Source organism: Streptomyces sp. NBC_00683 (assembly GCF_036226745.1).
Taxonomy (GTDB): Bacteria; Actinomycetota; Actinomycetes; order Streptomycetales; family Streptomycetaceae; genus Streptomyces.
This window is the reverse complement of the sequence record NZ_CP109013.1, coordinates 504,264-519,903: the sequence shown is the minus strand read 5'-3', so window position 1 is coordinate 519,903 and position 15,640 is coordinate 504,264. Positions and strand designations below refer to the sequence as shown.

Sequence of the window (15,640 nt, the reverse complement as noted above, 5' to 3'; positions counted from 1 at the left end):
TGCGGCTCACCTCCCGGAGCCGAGGGCGAAGCAGTGGGACAGTCCGGTCAACGCGTTGTTGAGCCGGTCGATGTCCTCGTCCGAATTCAGCGCCGTGATCTGTGCACGGAATCCCACACGGTCGTGGGGGACCAGTGGATAGGCGGCCAGGGTCACGTAGATTCCCTTTTCCCACAGATACAGGGCGACCGCGTCGATGTCTTCCGCGTTCCCGAGCGGGATCTCCACGATCGGCAGCCGGTCGGTGTTGAGCGTCGGCAGATCGAGTTCGCGGATGTGGTCGAGTACCCGGACGGTCTTGCGGTACAGGTCGGCGCGAATGGCATCCCCACGACGCTCGTTGACCTCCAGACCGGCGAGCGCCGTGGCGAGGGACGCGGTCGGTGAGGGGCCGGAGTACAGATACGGCGCGGCGTCCACCTTCAGGCGGTTCTTCAGACGGGTGGGCAGGGCCAGAAAGGCGAGCAGCGACGAATATGCCTTGGAGAATCCGCCGACGAGCACGATGCCGTCGTAGCTCTCGCCCGTGTGCCGGACGACGCTGTTGCCACGGGACCCGTACGGGCAGGCGTCGGCGGCGCCGCGTTCCCCGACCACGCCGAACCCATGCGTGTCGTCTACGTACAGCGTCGCGTTCCTGCCCCGGCAGATCGCAGCCAGGGTCGGCAGGTCGGGGATGTTGCCGCTCATACTGTTCACCCCGTCCAGACAGACCAGGACGGGCGACCCGGGCGGGATTCCGGCGAGCAGCGCGTCCAGCTCGGCGGGCCGGTCGGCTCGGAAGCGGTGCAGCGTCGCCCCCCTTCCCCTGGCCGACTGACACCCGTCGTACACGGTCCGGTGCGCGGAAGCCTCGACGAAGACGTGCCCCTGACCGGCGAGAATCGGGATGACGGAGGCGTGGATCAGGGTTGCGGTCGGCAACAGGAGGGTGTCCTCGACTCCGAGGAGTCCGGCCAGTCGCTCCTCGATGTCGATGTACAGTCGCGGGCTGCCGATCAGCCTCGACCAACTGGGGTGTGTTCCCCAGCGGCGGACGGCCGGCTCGATCGCCGCGATGATTTCGGGGTCGCAGTCGAAGCCGAGGTAGTTGCACGAGGCGAAGTCCACGAGCCAGTGGTCACCGCTGCGGATGTGCCGGCCTCGTACCTCGTCGAGCACGGCGTCGCACATCGGACTTGTCCGCCGGAGCCTGTCCAGCTCGCCCCAGCGTGCCTCGTTCTGCGAGTCCGCGGGCGCCGCAGCTATGTCATGCATGGCTGAGTCCTTCCCTGGCCGGGTCCTCATGGCGATGCGCCGCTCCGGCCCAGCAGAAGTTCGCCCTGCTCGACCGTCATCGGACGTGCGAAGAGATATCCCTGCCCGCAGGGGCATCCCATGGACGCCAGCAGATCGCGTTGGGCCGCGCTTTCGATGCCCTCGGCGATGACCTGCAGTCCGAGTGTGTCGGCTATGCGCACGATGCCCTCGACGAGTCCGAGCTTCTTGCTGTCCTCTGTGATGTTGTCGATGAACGACTTGTCGATCTTGATGACATCGATCGGGAACTCCCGGAGGTAGCGCAACGAGGCGAAGCCGGTGCCGAAGTCGTCGATGGCGATGCGGATTCCCATGCCTCTCAGCCGCTGCATGATCCTTCGGGTCTGGTCCTCCTCTGTCACGAGAGCGGTTTCTGTCAGCTCCAGCTGCAAGGAACCGGGGGCGAGCCCGGAGGTTTCCACAGCCTCCCTGACCCTGTCCGGAAAGGTCCGATCCCGGAACTGCACTGCCGAGACGTTCACACTGGCGAAGAGGGGCACCGAGGGCTCGGACAGGCTCTGCAGACCGGCGATGTCCCGGGCGGCCTTGCTCAGGACCCAGGCACCGAGCGAATTGATCTGCCCGCTCTCCTCGGCGATGTTGATGAACTGCTGGGGCGGGAGCAGTCCGTGACGCAGATGCGACCAGCGGACCAGAGCCTCGAAGCCGACGACGGCCTCGGCGTCGGCGAAATCGACGACGGGCTGGTAGCGCAGTGTGAACTGGTTCTCGGCTATCGCGGAGTCCATGGTCGACTGCAGTTCATGACGCTCCATCATGCGCAAGTGAAGCCGTGGCTGGAACCTGTGCCACCGACGTTTTCCCTCGGCCTTGGCCGCGTAGAGGGCCAGGTCGGCGCTGCTGAGCAGCTCCTCGGTATCCACGCTGTCCATGCTCGTGGCGACGCCCACACTGACGGACGCGCTCACCATCCCGCGCGCCAGGCGGAACGGTCGGCTGAGCGCCTGTACGACCTGGGCCGCCAGGAGTTCGGCATCCAGGGGACGCGTCGCGTCCTCCATCAGTACCGCGAACTCGTCACCGCCCAGCCGGGCCGCGGTGTCGCTGCGGCGCAGCGTGGCGGAGAGCCTGTTGCCCACGGAGACGAGCAGCTCGTCGCCGACGGAGTGGCCCATCGAGTCGTTGACCAGCTTGAAGTCGTCGAGGTCGATGAAGAGCACACAGACGAGTGTCGAATCTCGCCGGCTGCGCAACAAGGCCCGTTCGATCCGCTCGAGCAGCAGGGCCCGGTTGGGTAGCCCCGTGAGCGGATCGTGGAAGGCGCGTTGGGTGAGCTCGTGCTCCAACGCACGCTGCTCCGTCACGTTGCGAAGGGTGACGACGAGTCCGCGGACGGTCGGGTCCTGGCGCAGATTGCTGCACTGCGCCTCCACCTCGACCTGTCTCCCCTCGTAGGTGATCAACCAATGATCCCTGGCGCTCCGGATGCTGCCCTCGCGTGTTCTCGCCAGGGCCTGGGCCGCACGGTCGCGGTCGCGTGCCTCGACCAGCGACGGAAGTGGTACGCCGTTCAACGTGGCCCGCCCGAACACGGCATCCGCCGAGGGGCTCGCGTACCGCACCGTGTCGTCGTCGTCGATGATCAGGATCACGTCCGATCCGTTTCGCACGAGTGTTCGGAAATATGCCTCACTCTTGCGGCGGATGATCTCTTCCCGGAGAGTGATTCGCTCCATGGCGAGCCCGGCTTGCGAGGCCAGGATCTCGAGGGATCCGCGAATCTCGGTGAGTTGCTTTTCCGGGCCGGCGGCCAGGAGAACGCCGGTCCGCGGCCCGGAGGAGGGATGGTCGGGGTGGACCAACGGACACACCAGGGCGGTGGGCAGGTTGCCGAGGGCAGCCGCGATGTGCGGGTCGAGCTGGGCGGTGCTGACCTGCCGTGGGCTACTGAGAGCCGACAGGCCGGGGCTGTCCGACGGGTCGTCGCCCACCGTCGCGGCGAGTGGATCCTCCGGTACGTCGATGGTGTCGGAGAGGAGCAACTCAGCGTACAGATCCGCCGAATGCTGCGGTGACAGCAACATGCTGCTGTGCGGGACCGAGGGGCCGAAGAGCGTGTCGACCGCGGATTCGCAGGACAACGCGATCTGCCGCGGCCGGTCCCCTGCCACCAGTGACGAGGACACATCGAGCAGGGCACGTTCTCGGGTCAGCGCCTTGCGGTGGGCGACGACCATGCTCGAGAGCCGGAAGAGGACCAGCAGGTACAGAACGCCGGTGAATCCCGCGATGACGGTCGCGTCATCGGCGTTGCCCCGCAGTGCCTCCACGAGCAGGATCGCCGGTGCCACCAGGGTTGCTATGGCCAGCAGCACCAGCCGCCCCCGGGGCGGCAGAACGGCTTCGCGCTGTGGCGACCGGGCCGTGATCTCCACCATCGAGGGATGCAGAGCGGCCAGCCCCCATGCCGCGTAGAAGAAGACCCAGCCCATGTCCAGCAAGGTGCCGACCTGCCAGGTGCTGTTGAGCTGGAGGATGCCGTACAGGATGTCGAATCCGAGCACGGCGACCGTGCCGATGACGAGGAAATGCACCGAACGGTTCCCGCCCGCAGGTCGGCTGGACGTGAGCAGCCTGAGGAGCAGTGCCAGCACGAGTACGTCGCCCAGCGGGTAGGCCATGCTGATGGCGCGCTGCTGCCAGGTCAGACCTTCGACGTGAGTGAGGGGCTGCATGAGCCCCACCCAGACCAGCAGGGCCAGCGCCCCGGTGAAGATCAGTGCGTCCAGCAGGGCGGGCAAGTCCTTGTTCAGCCAGCGGTATCTGAGGAGCCCCAGGAGCCCAACGGCCAGAAACGGATAGGTCGCGAGGTAAGCGGCATCCGCCGCTGAGGGGAACAAGTCTGTGACGTGCAGGTACTCCTCGAGCACGTTGTAGATGGTGTCGCCGGCCGCGAAGGAGAGCAGACCCGCTGCAAGGAACCACCACGGCCAGCGGTGTGCTGGCCGGTGCAGGTGCAAACCCACGAACACAGCCGCGAACCCACTCAGTCCGATCAGGGCCCACAGGGGGGTACGAGCGCCGGGGAACGCGAGGTACAGCACGGCGAGGCACAAGACGAAAGCGGAGTGGACGGCCATGGGCCGGTGTGCCCGAAGCAATGGCAAGCGCCTCCCTGCGTTGCCGGTGCCGAGCCGCATCCCCCGTGGGCTCGGGCGCGGGAACCCGATTCGATCGTAGGCACGGCCCGCGCCCGGCTGCATCTTCTCGCTCACGTACCTGAATCGGAGGCCTGTGGCACAGCTGCCCCGACCGGCGGCGGTACTGGTACTTCGGTGCCGAAGTAGTCGACCGTTCCGGGATCGATCCCGAACAGGGCCCGCAGATCAAGGCCCTTGCGGCCCGGGCAGTCCGGGACGACCAGGGGTGCGTCGCCTGCCGAGCGGACAGCCGGCAGTTCGCCGCCCGCGAAGCACGGGTCGGCCTCGAACCCGGTCGCGCGCTGCCCTGCCCGTTCCTGTCCGGTTGCCTCCCGCCACGCGTTCAGTGCCGGATAGGAACGGCCTCCCCAGTCGACCGTCCACGCACCGTCCGTCGTCCGGTAGTTGTTGCCCTGGAGTGCGACGTCGGCCGGCTCGAGCCCGGGCTCCGCCGTGACCACCGGGCCGCTCTCGTTGACCAGGATGTTGTTGCGCAGGGCGACGCCCTGCTCGCCCCGTCGCAAGCGCAGGGCAGGCGCGGCGCCCCGGGGGGAATCGGGCATCACGACGGTGTTCTGATAGATCTGCAGATTCCGGATGTCCTTGCCGTGCACGGAGAGTCCGCCGTTGTGAGGCAGTTTCCGTCCATCGGACACACTGATGTTGAAGCGGATCGTATTGTCGCGATGCGCTCCGTTGGCTGTTTTTGCATAGGCGTAGTAGCCGGGGCCGTCATTGCGGTATGCCAGGTTGTACTGGATCGTCGAGGAGGAGACATTGGAGTCGAATCCGAAACCTGCCCCGTCGACGGAGGAGCCGGTGTGGTTCTGGTAGGCCACGTTGCGCTCGATCCGCACGGCTGTTGAGTCGTAGGCCCAGATCCCCACCGGCCCGGCAGGTGCCTCGGTCGAGGAGCGTGCTCCGTTGTCGTGGGCGCTGGACGCACGCACGGTGGCGTCACGAACGGACCCGAGGATGATGCCGCTACCCGTGTGGCGGTGGTCGGCCGTCGGGTCGCCGTCGTTGCGGAAGGCGTCGACTCCTTGGAGGTCGATGTTCCGGTGCGCGTAGCCGGGGTGCGCCGGGTCGAAGTCGGGGCCGTACACGAGGAGTCCGGCATCCTTGTTGGCGTGGAGCCTGGCCTGGCTGACGGACACGTCCCTGAACCCCGTTCTGTGGTCCTTGCCGCCGATCGCGATGCCCGCCCTGAAGCCGGAGACGTCGACACCGGAGAGTTTGACGGGGCCCAGCTTTCCGCCGCTCGGACGATCGTTGTAGAGGTTGATTCCGCCTTCGTCCTTCAGGGCGCTGCCCCGACCGGTCACGGTGAGGTCAGTGATCTCCACACCTGCCGTGTTGTGCACGGAGATGCCGGGACCGTCGGTGGCTTCGATGGTGGCCCGCCCTTCCCCGTACGAGCCGATCCGGACAGGTGAGTTCGCGCTACCCGCCTCGTTGTCCTTGATCGTGACGGTGCCGGGGTAGCGTGCTCCACCCTGCAGAAGCAGCCGGTCTCCGGGCTCGAGCGGGACACGCTCCGCCCTGGTGAGTGTCCGCCAGGCCCGGTCCGCCGACGTCCCGTCGTGCTGATCGTCGCCCGCCGGGCTCACGTAGTAGGTGTGTGCCCGTGGCGGTGAGTAGTGGGGCGTTTCGGCGCAGCTGCCCGCCCCGAGGGACAACACCAGGACGAGCAGGACGTTCGGCGCATGACGTCTCAGGGCGGGAGTGGCGACGGGCCGGCGCATCGGAGTCAGGCCCCGACGGGGTGGTGCACGGTGTGGTGGTGCAGCGCCCCCTCGGCGGATGGTGACCGGGAGGCGAACCAGCCGACCGTGCGTCGCAGCCCCTCGTCGAGGGGGACGCGGGGGGCCCAGCCGAGTTGGGCCCGGGCCCGGGCGATGACGGGGCGCCGCCGGGTCGGATCGTCGACGGGCAGCGGTCGGTGCTCGATGCGGGAGGATGAACCCGTGGCGGACAGCACGTGCTCGGCAAGTTCGCGCACGGTGTTCTCGCAGGGGTTGCCCAGATTGACCGGACCGCTGTACGAGCTGTCGATCATGGCGATGAGCCCGCTAACGAGGTCGTCGACGTAGCAGAAGCTGCGGGTCTGGCCGCCGTCCCCGTAGACGGTCAGGGGGCGGCCCTCCAGGGCCTGGCGGATGAAGGTGGACACCACACGGCCATCGTACGGCCGCATCCGGGGCCCGTACGTATTGAAGATCCGAACGATGCCCACGTCGGCGCCGAGGCTGCGCCGGTAGGCCATGGCCAGTGCCTCCGCGTAGCGCTTCGCCTCGTCGTACACGCTACGGGGTCCGATCGGATTGACCCGGCCCCAGTACTCCTCGGGTTGCGGATGGATCTCCGGGTCCCCGTAGACCTCGCTGGTGGACGTGAGGAGGAAGCGGGCATGGTGGCGCAGGGCCAGGCGCAGACAGTTCTCCGTGCCCCGGCTGCCCACGGTCAGTGTCTCGACCGGGAGGCGGCCGTAGTCCGCCGGTGATGCCGGGCTCGCCAGGTGGGCCACGGCGTGCACAGGACCGGGAACGTCGAAGGGCGCCGTCACGTCCGTATGCCTGCTGTGGAAGCCGGGGGCGTCACGCAGCCCGGCCAGGTTCTCCGGCTCCCCGGTGGAGAAATTGTCCAGGCACCAGACCGTGTCGCCCCTGCGGAGAAGGGCCTCGCACAGGTGGGAACCCACGAATCCGCCACCGCCGGTCACGACGATTCTCATGACGCACCTCCTGCCACCAGCACCGGACGATCGCTGGAGTCCGCAGTGGTCGATCCGTGCCTGTGGGTCTGTGGGCGGCCCAGGCCGTGGATGGCCCAGCCGGCCCGCTGCCAGACCGCCTCGTCGAGGCTGTTGCGCGCATCCAGCAGCAACGGTTCGCGTACGACGAGGGCCAGAGCGGCGGGGTCGATCTGACGGTATTCGGGCCAGGCCGTCAGATGCAGCACAAGCTCGGCGTTCTCGCATGCGTCGGGGACGGTCGGGACGTAGGCCAGGTCGGGAAACGCGGCGCGGGCGTTGTCCAGGGCCTGCGGATCGTGGATGCGAACGTCGGCACCCTGCTGGTCGAGGGCTGTCGCGACGGCGAGTGCGGGTGAGTCCCGTACATCGTCGCTGCCCGGCTTGAAGGCCGCGCCGAAGACCGCCACACGGCGGTCCGTCAGCGAATCGCCCAGGAGGTGCCGTGCGAAGGCGACCGTACGAAGGCGCTGCCGTGTGTTGATGCGGTCGACCTCGTGCAGGAACCCGACCGCCGGGCCGGCTCCGAGCTCCTCGGCGCGGGCCGCGAACGCCCGGATGTCCTTCGGGAAGCAGCTTCCGCCGAACCCCAGTCCAGGCTCGAGGAATCGCTCACCGATACGGGAGTCCGCGCCCATGGCCCGGGCGAGGACCGTGGCGTCGGCGTTCACGGCGGCGCAGACCTCGGACATGGCGTTGATGAAGGAGATCTTGGTCGCCAGGAAGGAGTTCGACGCGACCTTGACCAGCTCCGCGGTGGCCAGGTCGGTGCTGAAGAACGGCACCCCGGCCCGGATCATGGGGGCGTAGACGGTACGCAGGGTTTCCTCTGCCTCCGCCGAGCCGACACCCACGACGAGTCTGTCCGGTCGCATGGTGTCGGCGACGGCAGAACCTTCCCGCAGGAACTCGGGGTTCCACGCCACGTCACTGTCCGGGGCGGTCTCGGTGAGTCCGGCGCCGATGCGCGCCGCCGTGCCGACCGGCACGGTGGACTTGCCCACGAGGAGACTGCCGGGCTGCAGCCGTGGTGCCAGGGAGTCCACCACCGCGTCGACGTAGCGCAGGTCTGCGGCCTCGCTGTCGTGGCGCTGAGGGGTCCCGACACACAGGAAGTGAGTACGGGCGAAGGCGGCTCCCTCGTCCATCGAGGTGGTGAAGTGCAGGCGACCGGAGGCGACGGCACGGGCGAGCAAGGTGTCCAGGCCGGTCTCGCGTATCGGTGCGCGGCCCGCCGCCAGCATGGCGATACGGGCGGCGTCGATATCGATGCCGAGGACCTCGTGGCCGATGTCGGCCATGCACGCGGCGTGCACCGTTCCCACGTATCCGGTGCCGATGACGGTCATACGCATGATGTCACTCCTCACTGCTCGTCGGTGCGCCCTACTGGGCGTAGCCGAGGGGGTTGCGCCGTTGGAAACGCCAGGAGTCCCCGCACATGTCGGCCAGGTTCCGGCGGGGCCGCCATCCCCAGGCGCGATTCACAGCGCCCGCGTCGGCGACGAGTTCGGGAACGTCACCGGCCCGGCGGGGCACGACACGGAAGGGGATGGGGCTTCCGGAGGCCGCACCGAAGGCGGCGACGACCTCGAGTACCGATTGCCCCTTGCCGACGCCGAGGTTGAACACATGCATTCCGGAGGTGTCGCTCAGCCGGTCCAGGGCGATGCGGTGTGCCTCGGCCGTGTCCATGACGTGGAGGTAGTCGCGGATCGCCGTTCCGTCCGGCGTGCTGTAGTCGTCGCCGAACACCCGGAGGCGCGACAGCCGTCCGATGGCCACCTGGGCCACCGTCGGCATCAGATTGTCCGGAGTTCCTCTCGGATCCTCGCCGAGCAGGCCGCTCGGATGGGCGCCGACCGGGTTGAAGTAGCGCAGGCAGAGCACGGTGAACTCCGGTATCCGTGCGCAGACATCGGCCAGAATCTGTTCGCAGATCCACTTGGACGACGCGTAAGGGTTCGTCGGCCGGGCCGGAGTGGATTCGTCCAGTGGGCCGCGCCCGGCGTCGCCGTAGATCGAGCAGGACGATGAGAACACCAGCTGGTGTACCTCGTGTTCGTGCATCGCCCGCAGCAGTGCGGTCGTGCCGGCGACATTCGTGTCGTAGTACTCGATGGGCATCCGGGTCGACTCGCCCACAGCCTTGTGCGCGGCAAAGTGCACGACGGCGTCAATTGGGTGGCGGTCGAATACGGCCGACAGGGCGTGTCGATCACGGATGTCCAACTCGTACACCGCACCGACGAAACGGTCGGTGACCTTCTCGATGCGGTTGAACACCTGGGACGAGCTGTTGGAGTAGTTGTCGATCACGATCAGCTTGTAGCCGTGGTCGAGCAGCTCGACACAGGTATGACTGCCGATGAAGCCGGCGCCGCCGGTGACGAGAATGGTCGTCGGTGCACGCATGAGGGCAACTCCTTCCGATGAGATGGGTTTTCCGGCCTTCTCCACCGCACTCACCGGCCCAGTACGGCAGCGGCGTACGACGGATAGAAGACGATGGCCGTGGCGACGGGCAGAGCCGACAGGACACCGACGGTCAGGGACAGCCATGCGGTGCGCAGGGCCGAAGAGAAGGAGACCTTCGCGGCCCGGGCGTTTTCGCTGACGTGGAGCAGTGGGACGGCGAGCGCCACGGTGGCGTAGGCGGTCGCTGCGAGGATGCACAGGAAGACGTAGCCGACCGAGGGGCTGGTGAGCTCGCCGATCAGAGCGATCGATGAGAGAGCCGACGCCAGAGCGGCGAACGGAATTGTCAGCCGGGCGAGCAGTGGCTGCGGTCCCGTGTCGGTCTTGGGGGTGACCTTGAACGTCAGCGGCCGGGGACGCAGCCGCTGGATGACCGCTCCCAGCACGCCCAGGATGACGAACGGCCACCGTGCCAGTGCGAACAGCCAGGTCTCCCAACTGAGGAGCGGCGCGCGGCGCGGCCTCATCAGCCCACGACGGCGTATCAGCCACAGGGCCAGCAGCAGCCACACGGGCAGGGACCAGAAATGGATGAGGAAATCGAGGTAGTTGACGTTCATCCAGGGCAGACCGCTGAGTACCGCCACGGGCGGGAGCACGAGGCCGGCGACGATCATGGAGCCCATGAGCGGGTAGTACGCAAGGGCGTAGCCGAAGCGGAGCCGCAGGAGGAACGGCAGCCGTCCCAGGTGCCGCGGGAGGAGGTCGAGCATCATGCTGGTGAGGCTTCGGGACCACTGGTACTCCTGGGTGACCATGTCGGCGAAAGTGAGCGGACCGTCGCCGTGCGCCTCGGCATCGACGGCGAAGGCACCTTGCCATCCGGCCGAGTTGAGCAGGAACGTCGTGGAAAAGTCCTCGGCGAGCTCGGGCCCCAGGCCGCCGATGTCCTGCAGTGCCCGGGTGCGTACGGCGTAGTGCGAGCCGATGCACATCGGGGCGAGCCCTTCGCTGTGACCCAGCTGGACGGCGCCGTGCCAGACGGCCTCACGGTGGAGTCGTCCCCTCGCCGACCACGACCTGGAGTCGTTGGCATCGCAGATACTGGGTGCCGCGACGTACCCGATGGCCGGATCGGCGAACGGCCTGACCATCTCGGTGAGGTAGCCGGTGGAGGGCACATGGTCACAGTCGAGCTGGGCGACGACGGCGTAGCGGCGGTAGCCCCAGTGGTCGTAGAAGTAGCTGAAGTTCCCCTCCTTGCAGCGCGTCCGGCGGGGCCAGTCCGACCGGTGGTAGATATCCACATCGCGTCGGCATGACAGCTCCACGTCGTTCCGGCGGCACCAGAGGCGGATCTCCTCGGTCGGATCCTCGTCGCACAACCACACGTCGTAGTCGTACGGGAAGTCCTGGGAGCACATGGCCTCGAGAGTCCGGCGCACGGTGGGCCAGGGTTCGGAGGGGGCGCGTGTCACCGCGAATGCCACGGGGACGCGGGGCACCACGAGGGCCGGGTTGACCCGCCGGAGCCGCAGCGCGGTGACGAAGAAGTAGCTGGGCAGCCCTGTCAGGTAGAGCAGCAGGACGCTGTTGACGACCAGACCGGCCCAGCCCGCGCGGTGCACCGGCTGAAGCCACCACGACCAGAACCAGATGAAGGACAGGAACCAACCGGCAGTCACTGCGAGCAGGGCGGCCCGGTCGGGGCGCGGGAGGGCGGGTACGAAGGTGGAAGGGTGGGTCCTGCGGATCCGGTATGCGTGCCCGAAGACGGGGCCGCCCGCCGTGACCCGGACGACATTGCCTCCCGAGATCCGCGCCAGATACCGCTCGATCAGGGTGCGGTCTGCGGATTTCGTCTCGATGTGCGTCACGGCTGACGCCCCAGAGTAGGTATCGGCTGTAAGCTGGCGGCTTACGTTTACGACGTATATATACGATATTGCACCGATTGTGCCGGGTGGTCAAGGAGGGCCTGCAGGGGCCGCCAGGAGAGACCATGGGAGCAGGCGAAAGCGAGGTGGGCACGCGGCATGCCGAACGATTCCGGGGGCGAGAAGCCCCGGCGGCGGGCCTCCGACCGTGGGAAGTACGGGCACCTGAGCAGGGCACGGGTTCTTGCCAGCGCCTTGGAAGTGGTGGACCGGGACGGCCTCTCCGGCCTCAGCATGCGCAAGCTCGGTGCGGAGCTGGGGGTCGAGGCGATGGCCCTGTACCGGTACGCGCCCAACAAGGACGCCTTGCTCGACGGTCTGGTGGAAGCCTTCGACCAGGAGCTGGAGGACACTCTGACCGCGGACGCAGGGAACGCCGCGGACGCCGCGGCGTGGCAGGAGGAGCTGCATCGCCGTGCACACGCCACCTATGAAGTCGCCATGCGCCACCCCAACGTCGTGCCGCTCCTGGCGACCCGCCTCCTGTCCACGCCGCTCGCCCGCCGCCCGGCGGCCGTGCTCCGCAGTGACGAGCGAGTCCTGGCCCTGCTCGACGACGCGCGCATTGCCGAGCCCACAGCAGTGTCCCTGCACCGTGCCTTCACCGCGTGGCTGCTCGGCTATCTGCTCGTGGAACTGCGCGCAATGGTCGATGCGCCCGAGGAGACAGACCCAGGCTTCCGGCTCGGACTGCACCGCATGTCCGTGCAGGAGTTTCCGCGATTGAGGGCGACAGCGCCTTCGCTGGCCGGCCGAGGCGGGCCGGAAGGGCTGGCGTCAGGCCTGGAAGCGTTGCTGGAAAGATTCAGCGGCTCGGCCCCGGCTTCGATGAACAGGATCCGCAGCGAACCAGGAGGTAGCCCGCGCTCAGCGGGCGGCTGAGCACGGGCCTGCAGGTGACCGGTGTCCCGGTACCGCTCATGTGAAGCCGAAGATGCGCGCGATGAAGTACGCGGCGACGACGGCCGAGCCGAGCAGTACCACCGCGGCCCAGAAGGCCGGATGCTCCCAGATGCCGCCGTCCGCGCGTTCGACATGTGCCTCGCTGATGCACCCTTCACCCGGAGGCGTTTCGCCCGGGGGCATGCGGGTGCGCGCGGATGACAGCGAGACCGGGGGAGTCTGTGAGATAGCCATACCTCCACGATCCTCCCGCTGTGCCCGCCCCGCATCGCAGGTCCTGGAGGGGCGCCGGTACCTCCGTACGGAGTCTGCCTGCCCTTCGAAGCGCTGCGGCACCCCGGTTCGGGGCACCGTCAAGGAATGCCTGGAGTATCTGCGCCCGCGCCCGTCATCAAACTCGTGCAGCGCACCACCGAGCCCGCCGCGGCGCAGCTGCTGCGGTCCACCGCCGCGGCCGTCATCGCCTTCGCCGTGGCCGAGGCTGTTCTGCCCGAGCCCCACCCGGCGCCCCTGACCGCCCCGCTCACGGCTCTGCTCGTGGTGCAGGTGACGCTCTACGCCACGCTCACCACCGGGATCCGACGGGTGAACTCGGTCGTCGTCGGAGTGCTGATCGCCAGCGGCTTCAGCTCCCTGGTGGGGCTGAGCTGGTGGAGTCTGGGCCTGACGATCTTCACCTCGCTGCTGATCGGGCGCTTCGTCCGAGTGAACGAGTTCGTACCCGAGGTGGCCATCAGCGCGATGCTCGTTCTCGGCGTCGCACAGGTCGCCGACACCGCATGGGAGCGGGTGTTCGAGACGCTCATCGGCGCAGGGGTCGGGCTCCTGTTCAACCTCCTGTTCGCGCCGCCCGTCTGGGTCGAGACGGCGGGCGTCTCCATCGGCGGCCTGGGGGAGCGGATGGGCAGCATGTTCCGGGCACTGGGCGAGGAGATCGGCGGCAACCACCCGGTGCCGGAAGCCGCTGCACGCCTGCACGAAGCACGCAGGCTGGACCACGACATCGTGGAGGTGGACGCCTCGCTGCGCCAGGCCGAGGAGAGTCTGATGCTCAACCCCCGGGTACGGCAGGGGATGCTGTACCGCGTGGTGCTTCGCACCGGACTCGACACCCTGGAGATCTGCGCCGTGGTGCTCCGTGTGCTGACCCGCACCCTGACCGACCTGGCCAAGGCGCGTACGGACGAGTCACTCTTCCCCGAGGACGTGGCCGTATCCCTGCGTGAGCTGTTCGGACACATGTCGGACGCGATCGAGGGCTTCGCGGTCATGATCACGACCCCGATCGCCGCCAGCGGGGAGGAAGCCGAGGAGCGCCTCGCCGAGGCACTCGAACGCAGCCGCGCGACCCGCGACCGGGTGGCGGACCTGCTGCTCGAGGACGTTCAGGAGTACCCCAGGCAGTGGCAGCTGCACGGGGCGCTGCTCGCCGAGGTCGACCGCATCCTCGACGAACTCGACATCGGCAAGCGCACGGAACGCCTGGGTGAGGAGCTCGACCGCCATTCCGCGGAAATGCACGAGCGCCATCCCCGTATCCAGTCGGTGCTCCGCCGGCTGCGCGGGGCGACGCAGGCCAGGCCGCGGGCAGAGGTCTGAGGGGGCCTCACCCCTCCTCGGCCTCACAGACCTTGGCCAGCCGGTTGAGCATGGCCCGGTGGCGCAACTGGATCAGTGCGTCGACGGCCACGTTGTGCAGTGCGGCGCCCGCGCCTCGCAGGGGGTGCTCGTCAACGATCAGCAAGGTGTCATCGCCCCACGGGCGGACTTCGAACGCGACCCTCGCCGTACCCAGCTGCCCGCTGTCGATCTCGAGTTCCAGGATCCGCGGCGGATCGCATCGGCGCACGACTGTCTCGTTGTCCAGAGCGAAGGGGCCGATCCTGACCCGGTACGCGATGGTGGAACCGACTTCCGGCCACCGACCCTTCGCGGGACGGGAGTCCGCTGTGCCGACCACCCACCGGTCGTAGCGTTCCCCGTCGGACAGGACGGCCCAGACCGCGTCCCCGCTCCTCTTGATCAGTTTGTGCCGTACAGCCATGAGTACCTCCGGCCTCTGGCGTGCGGTCGTCCCCACCCGCACTCCCAGCGTAGGACGGTCCGCCGGGTCCGGCTCCCCCGCTCGGCGAGGCGTGAGTCCGGCAGCCGCCTCGCCGGAGGCGGCACTGGGCCATACGGGTGAACGGGCTCGTGGGATGGTCCGGTGTGCGCAGCTGTCCTCACCGCGGTCGGGGGGCGGGACCGTCGGTCCCGTCCACCTCAGGGTTCGTACGACGGCGGTGGCTGGTGTCGCACCACGGGTACATCCGGCTTCGCCGGCAGGTGCAGACGGCGACGACGAACCGGTTCGAAACGGCCACACGTCCGTCTGCACACGTGACTTCCACGGGCCCTTCGATCAGCAGAGGGCCTTCGTCGTCGACAGAGATCCTGCGGGGACGTTCAGGGGTGTTCGGCACGGATGACCACCAGTTCCTCAGTCGTGTCGCTCCGGCCCACCAGGCCCGACTCCCTCAGCCACCGGAGTCTGGACCGCAGTACGGGCCCGAGGGGTACGCGGGCGCGGTCGCTCACACGCGCGTACAGACCGGCGTCCGACAGGCGGCGCAGGGTCGCGTCGCTGTCGCACAGGCCGGAGTGGACCATCAGCAGGCGGCCGCCGGGACGCAGTGCTGCCGGAGCCGCGGCGCAGACACGGTCGAGGACCGCGCGTCCGTCGCACCCGGCGTCCCAGGCCTGGGCGGAACCGTGCCCCGGTAGTCGGCCGATGGGGGACGGGACGTAGGGCGGATTGCAGATCACCAGGTCGTAGGACCTGCCGGGCAGTGCGGACAGGAGGTCGCTGCGCTGCACGGTGATGCGCCGGCGGTACAGCAACGCGTTCAGCCGCGCGGTCACCACGGCCCGCCACGCGATGTCCACGGCGGTCACCCGCGCCCCCAGCCGTGCCGCGTGCAGGGCGAGCGCACCGCTTCCCGTACCGAGATCCAGGACGTGTGTGCCGGGAGCGATCTCCTCCCGGTCCAGGGCCGCCATGAGAAGGCGTGTGTCGTGCTGCGGTGCGTACACGCCGGGGAGTTTCAGCAGCCGAGTCGGACGGGCCGGCTTCTCGGTAAGTTCCGCGGACATTCCGGACTCCTTGGCTCCGTGAAACGACTGGGGTAGTG

Annotated in this window: 13 protein-coding genes; 2 read left to right on the top strand and 11 right to left on the bottom strand. The window is 68.3% G+C overall.

The window, feature by feature from the left end:
- Positions 1–6: 6 nt before the first annotated feature.
- The 7 genes from OG257_RS02580 to OG257_RS02550 form a co-directional block, all read right to left on the bottom strand.
- The gene (locus OG257_RS02580) at positions 7–1,257 is read right to left on the bottom strand and encodes an aminotransferase class I/II-fold pyridoxal phosphate-dependent enzyme (RefSeq protein ID WP_329204389.1); all 1,251 of its coding nucleotides are present in this window, start codon (positions 1,255–1,257) and stop codon (positions 7–9) included.
- A gap of 26 nt (positions 1,258–1,283) precedes the next feature.
- A complete protein-coding gene (locus OG257_RS02575; protein ID WP_329204388.1) occupies positions 1,284–4,427 on the bottom strand; it encodes an EAL domain-containing protein in 3,144 nt (1,047 codons plus the stop codon).
- Positions 4,428–4,531: 104 nt separating this feature from the next.
- The gene (locus OG257_RS02570) at positions 4,532–6,205 is read right to left on the bottom strand and encodes a right-handed parallel beta-helix repeat-containing protein (RefSeq protein ID WP_329204387.1); all 1,674 of its coding nucleotides are present in this window, start codon (positions 6,203–6,205) and stop codon (positions 4,532–4,534) included.
- Between the two features lie 5 nt (positions 6,206–6,210).
- Entirely contained in the window at positions 6,211–7,194 is a 984-nt protein-coding gene (locus OG257_RS02565) for a UDP-glucuronic acid decarboxylase family protein (protein WP_329204386.1), read from the bottom strand.
- The gene (locus tag OG257_RS02560) at positions 7,191–8,567 is read right to left on the bottom strand and encodes a UDP-glucose dehydrogenase family protein (protein WP_329204385.1); all 1,377 of its coding nucleotides are present in this window, start codon (positions 8,565–8,567) and stop codon (positions 7,191–7,193) included. Before OG257_RS02560 ends, OG257_RS02565 begins: the two co-directional genes overlap by 4 nt.
- A 31-nt stretch (positions 8,568–8,598) precedes the next feature.
- Positions 8,599–9,627, bottom strand: coding sequence for a UDP-glucose 4-epimerase GalE (gene galE, locus OG257_RS02555; RefSeq protein ID WP_329204384.1), 1,029 nt, complete (start codon positions 9,625–9,627; stop codon positions 8,599–8,601).
- 50 nt (positions 9,628–9,677) lie between these two features.
- Positions 9,678–11,507, bottom strand: coding sequence for a glycosyltransferase family 2 protein (locus OG257_RS02550; protein WP_329204383.1), 1,830 nt, complete (start codon positions 11,505–11,507; stop codon positions 9,678–9,680).
- A 159-nt stretch (positions 11,508–11,666) separates the two neighbouring features.
- Between OG257_RS02550 and OG257_RS02545 the strand changes: the two genes are divergently transcribed.
- Positions 11,667–12,449, top strand: a complete 783-nt coding sequence (locus OG257_RS02545; protein ID WP_329204382.1) for a TetR/AcrR family transcriptional regulator — start codon at positions 11,667–11,669, stop codon at positions 12,447–12,449.
- Between the two features lie 36 nt (positions 12,450–12,485).
- Here OG257_RS02545 and OG257_RS02540 read toward each other — a convergent pair whose 3' ends face one another.
- The gene (locus OG257_RS02540; protein ID WP_329204381.1) at positions 12,486–12,704 is read right to left on the bottom strand and encodes a DUF6480 family protein; all 219 of its coding nucleotides are present in this window, start codon (positions 12,702–12,704) and stop codon (positions 12,486–12,488) included.
- Positions 12,705–12,830: 126 nt separating this feature from the next.
- Here OG257_RS02540 and OG257_RS02535 point away from each other — a divergent pair, with 126 nt between their 5' ends.
- Positions 12,831–14,069 (top strand): FUSC family protein, encoded by a 1,239-nt coding sequence (locus OG257_RS02535; RefSeq protein WP_329204380.1) that lies wholly within the window; start codon positions 12,831–12,833, stop codon positions 14,067–14,069.
- A gap of 7 nt (positions 14,070–14,076) precedes the next feature.
- Here OG257_RS02535 and OG257_RS02530 read toward each other — a convergent pair whose 3' ends face one another.
- The 3 genes from OG257_RS02530 to OG257_RS02520 form a co-directional block, all read right to left on the bottom strand.
- Positions 14,077–14,514 carry an SRPBCC family protein gene (locus OG257_RS02530; protein ID WP_329204379.1) on the bottom strand — a complete coding sequence of 146 codons (438 nt, stop codon included), beginning with the start codon at positions 14,512–14,514 and terminating at the stop codon, positions 14,077–14,079.
- Between the two features lie 178 nt (positions 14,515–14,692).
- On the bottom strand, positions 14,693–14,932 hold the full coding sequence (locus OG257_RS02525; RefSeq protein ID WP_329204378.1) for a CDGSH iron-sulfur domain-containing protein: 240 nt from the start codon (positions 14,930–14,932) through the stop codon (positions 14,693–14,695).
- A complete protein-coding gene (locus OG257_RS02520; RefSeq protein WP_329204377.1) occupies positions 14,916–15,602 on the bottom strand; it encodes a HemK2/MTQ2 family protein methyltransferase in 687 nt (228 codons plus the stop codon). The genes OG257_RS02525 and OG257_RS02520 overlap by 17 nt, the downstream gene beginning before the upstream one ends.
- Positions 15,603–15,640 lie beyond the last annotated feature (38 nt).

Excerpts from the sequence above, each read along its gene's own strand:
- OG257_RS02520 (WP_329204377.1), bottom strand. The coding sequence starts at position 15,602 with ATGTCCGCGGAACTTACCGAGAAGCCGGCCCGTCCGACTCGGCTGCTG.
- OG257_RS02560 (WP_329204385.1), bottom strand. The coding sequence starts at position 8,567 with ATGCGTATGACCGTCATCGGCACCGGATACGTGGGAACGGTGCACGCC.
- OG257_RS02530 (WP_329204379.1), bottom strand. The coding sequence starts at position 14,514 with ATGGCTGTACGGCACAAACTGATCAAGAGGAGCGGGGACGCGGTCTGG.
- galE (WP_329204384.1), bottom strand. The coding sequence starts at position 9,627 with ATGCGTGCACCGACGACCATTCTCGTCACCGGCGGCGCCGGCTTCATC.
- OG257_RS02570 (WP_329204387.1), bottom strand. The coding sequence starts at position 6,205 with ATGCGCCGGCCCGTCGCCACTCCCGCCCTGAGACGTCATGCGCCGAAC.
- OG257_RS02540 (WP_329204381.1), bottom strand. The coding sequence starts at position 12,704 with ATGGCTATCTCACAGACTCCCCCGGTCTCGCTGTCATCCGCGCGCACC.
- OG257_RS02580 (WP_329204389.1), bottom strand. The coding sequence starts at position 1,257 with ATGCATGACATAGCTGCGGCGCCCGCGGACTCGCAGAACGAGGCACGC.
- OG257_RS02535 (WP_329204380.1), top strand. The coding sequence starts at position 12,831 with ATGCCTGGAGTATCTGCGCCCGCGCCCGTCATCAAACTCGTGCAGCGC.
- OG257_RS02545 (WP_329204382.1), top strand. The coding sequence starts at position 11,667 with ATGCCGAACGATTCCGGGGGCGAGAAGCCCCGGCGGCGGGCCTCCGAC.
- OG257_RS02565 (WP_329204386.1), bottom strand. The coding sequence starts at position 7,194 with ATGAGAATCGTCGTGACCGGCGGTGGCGGATTCGTGGGTTCCCACCTG.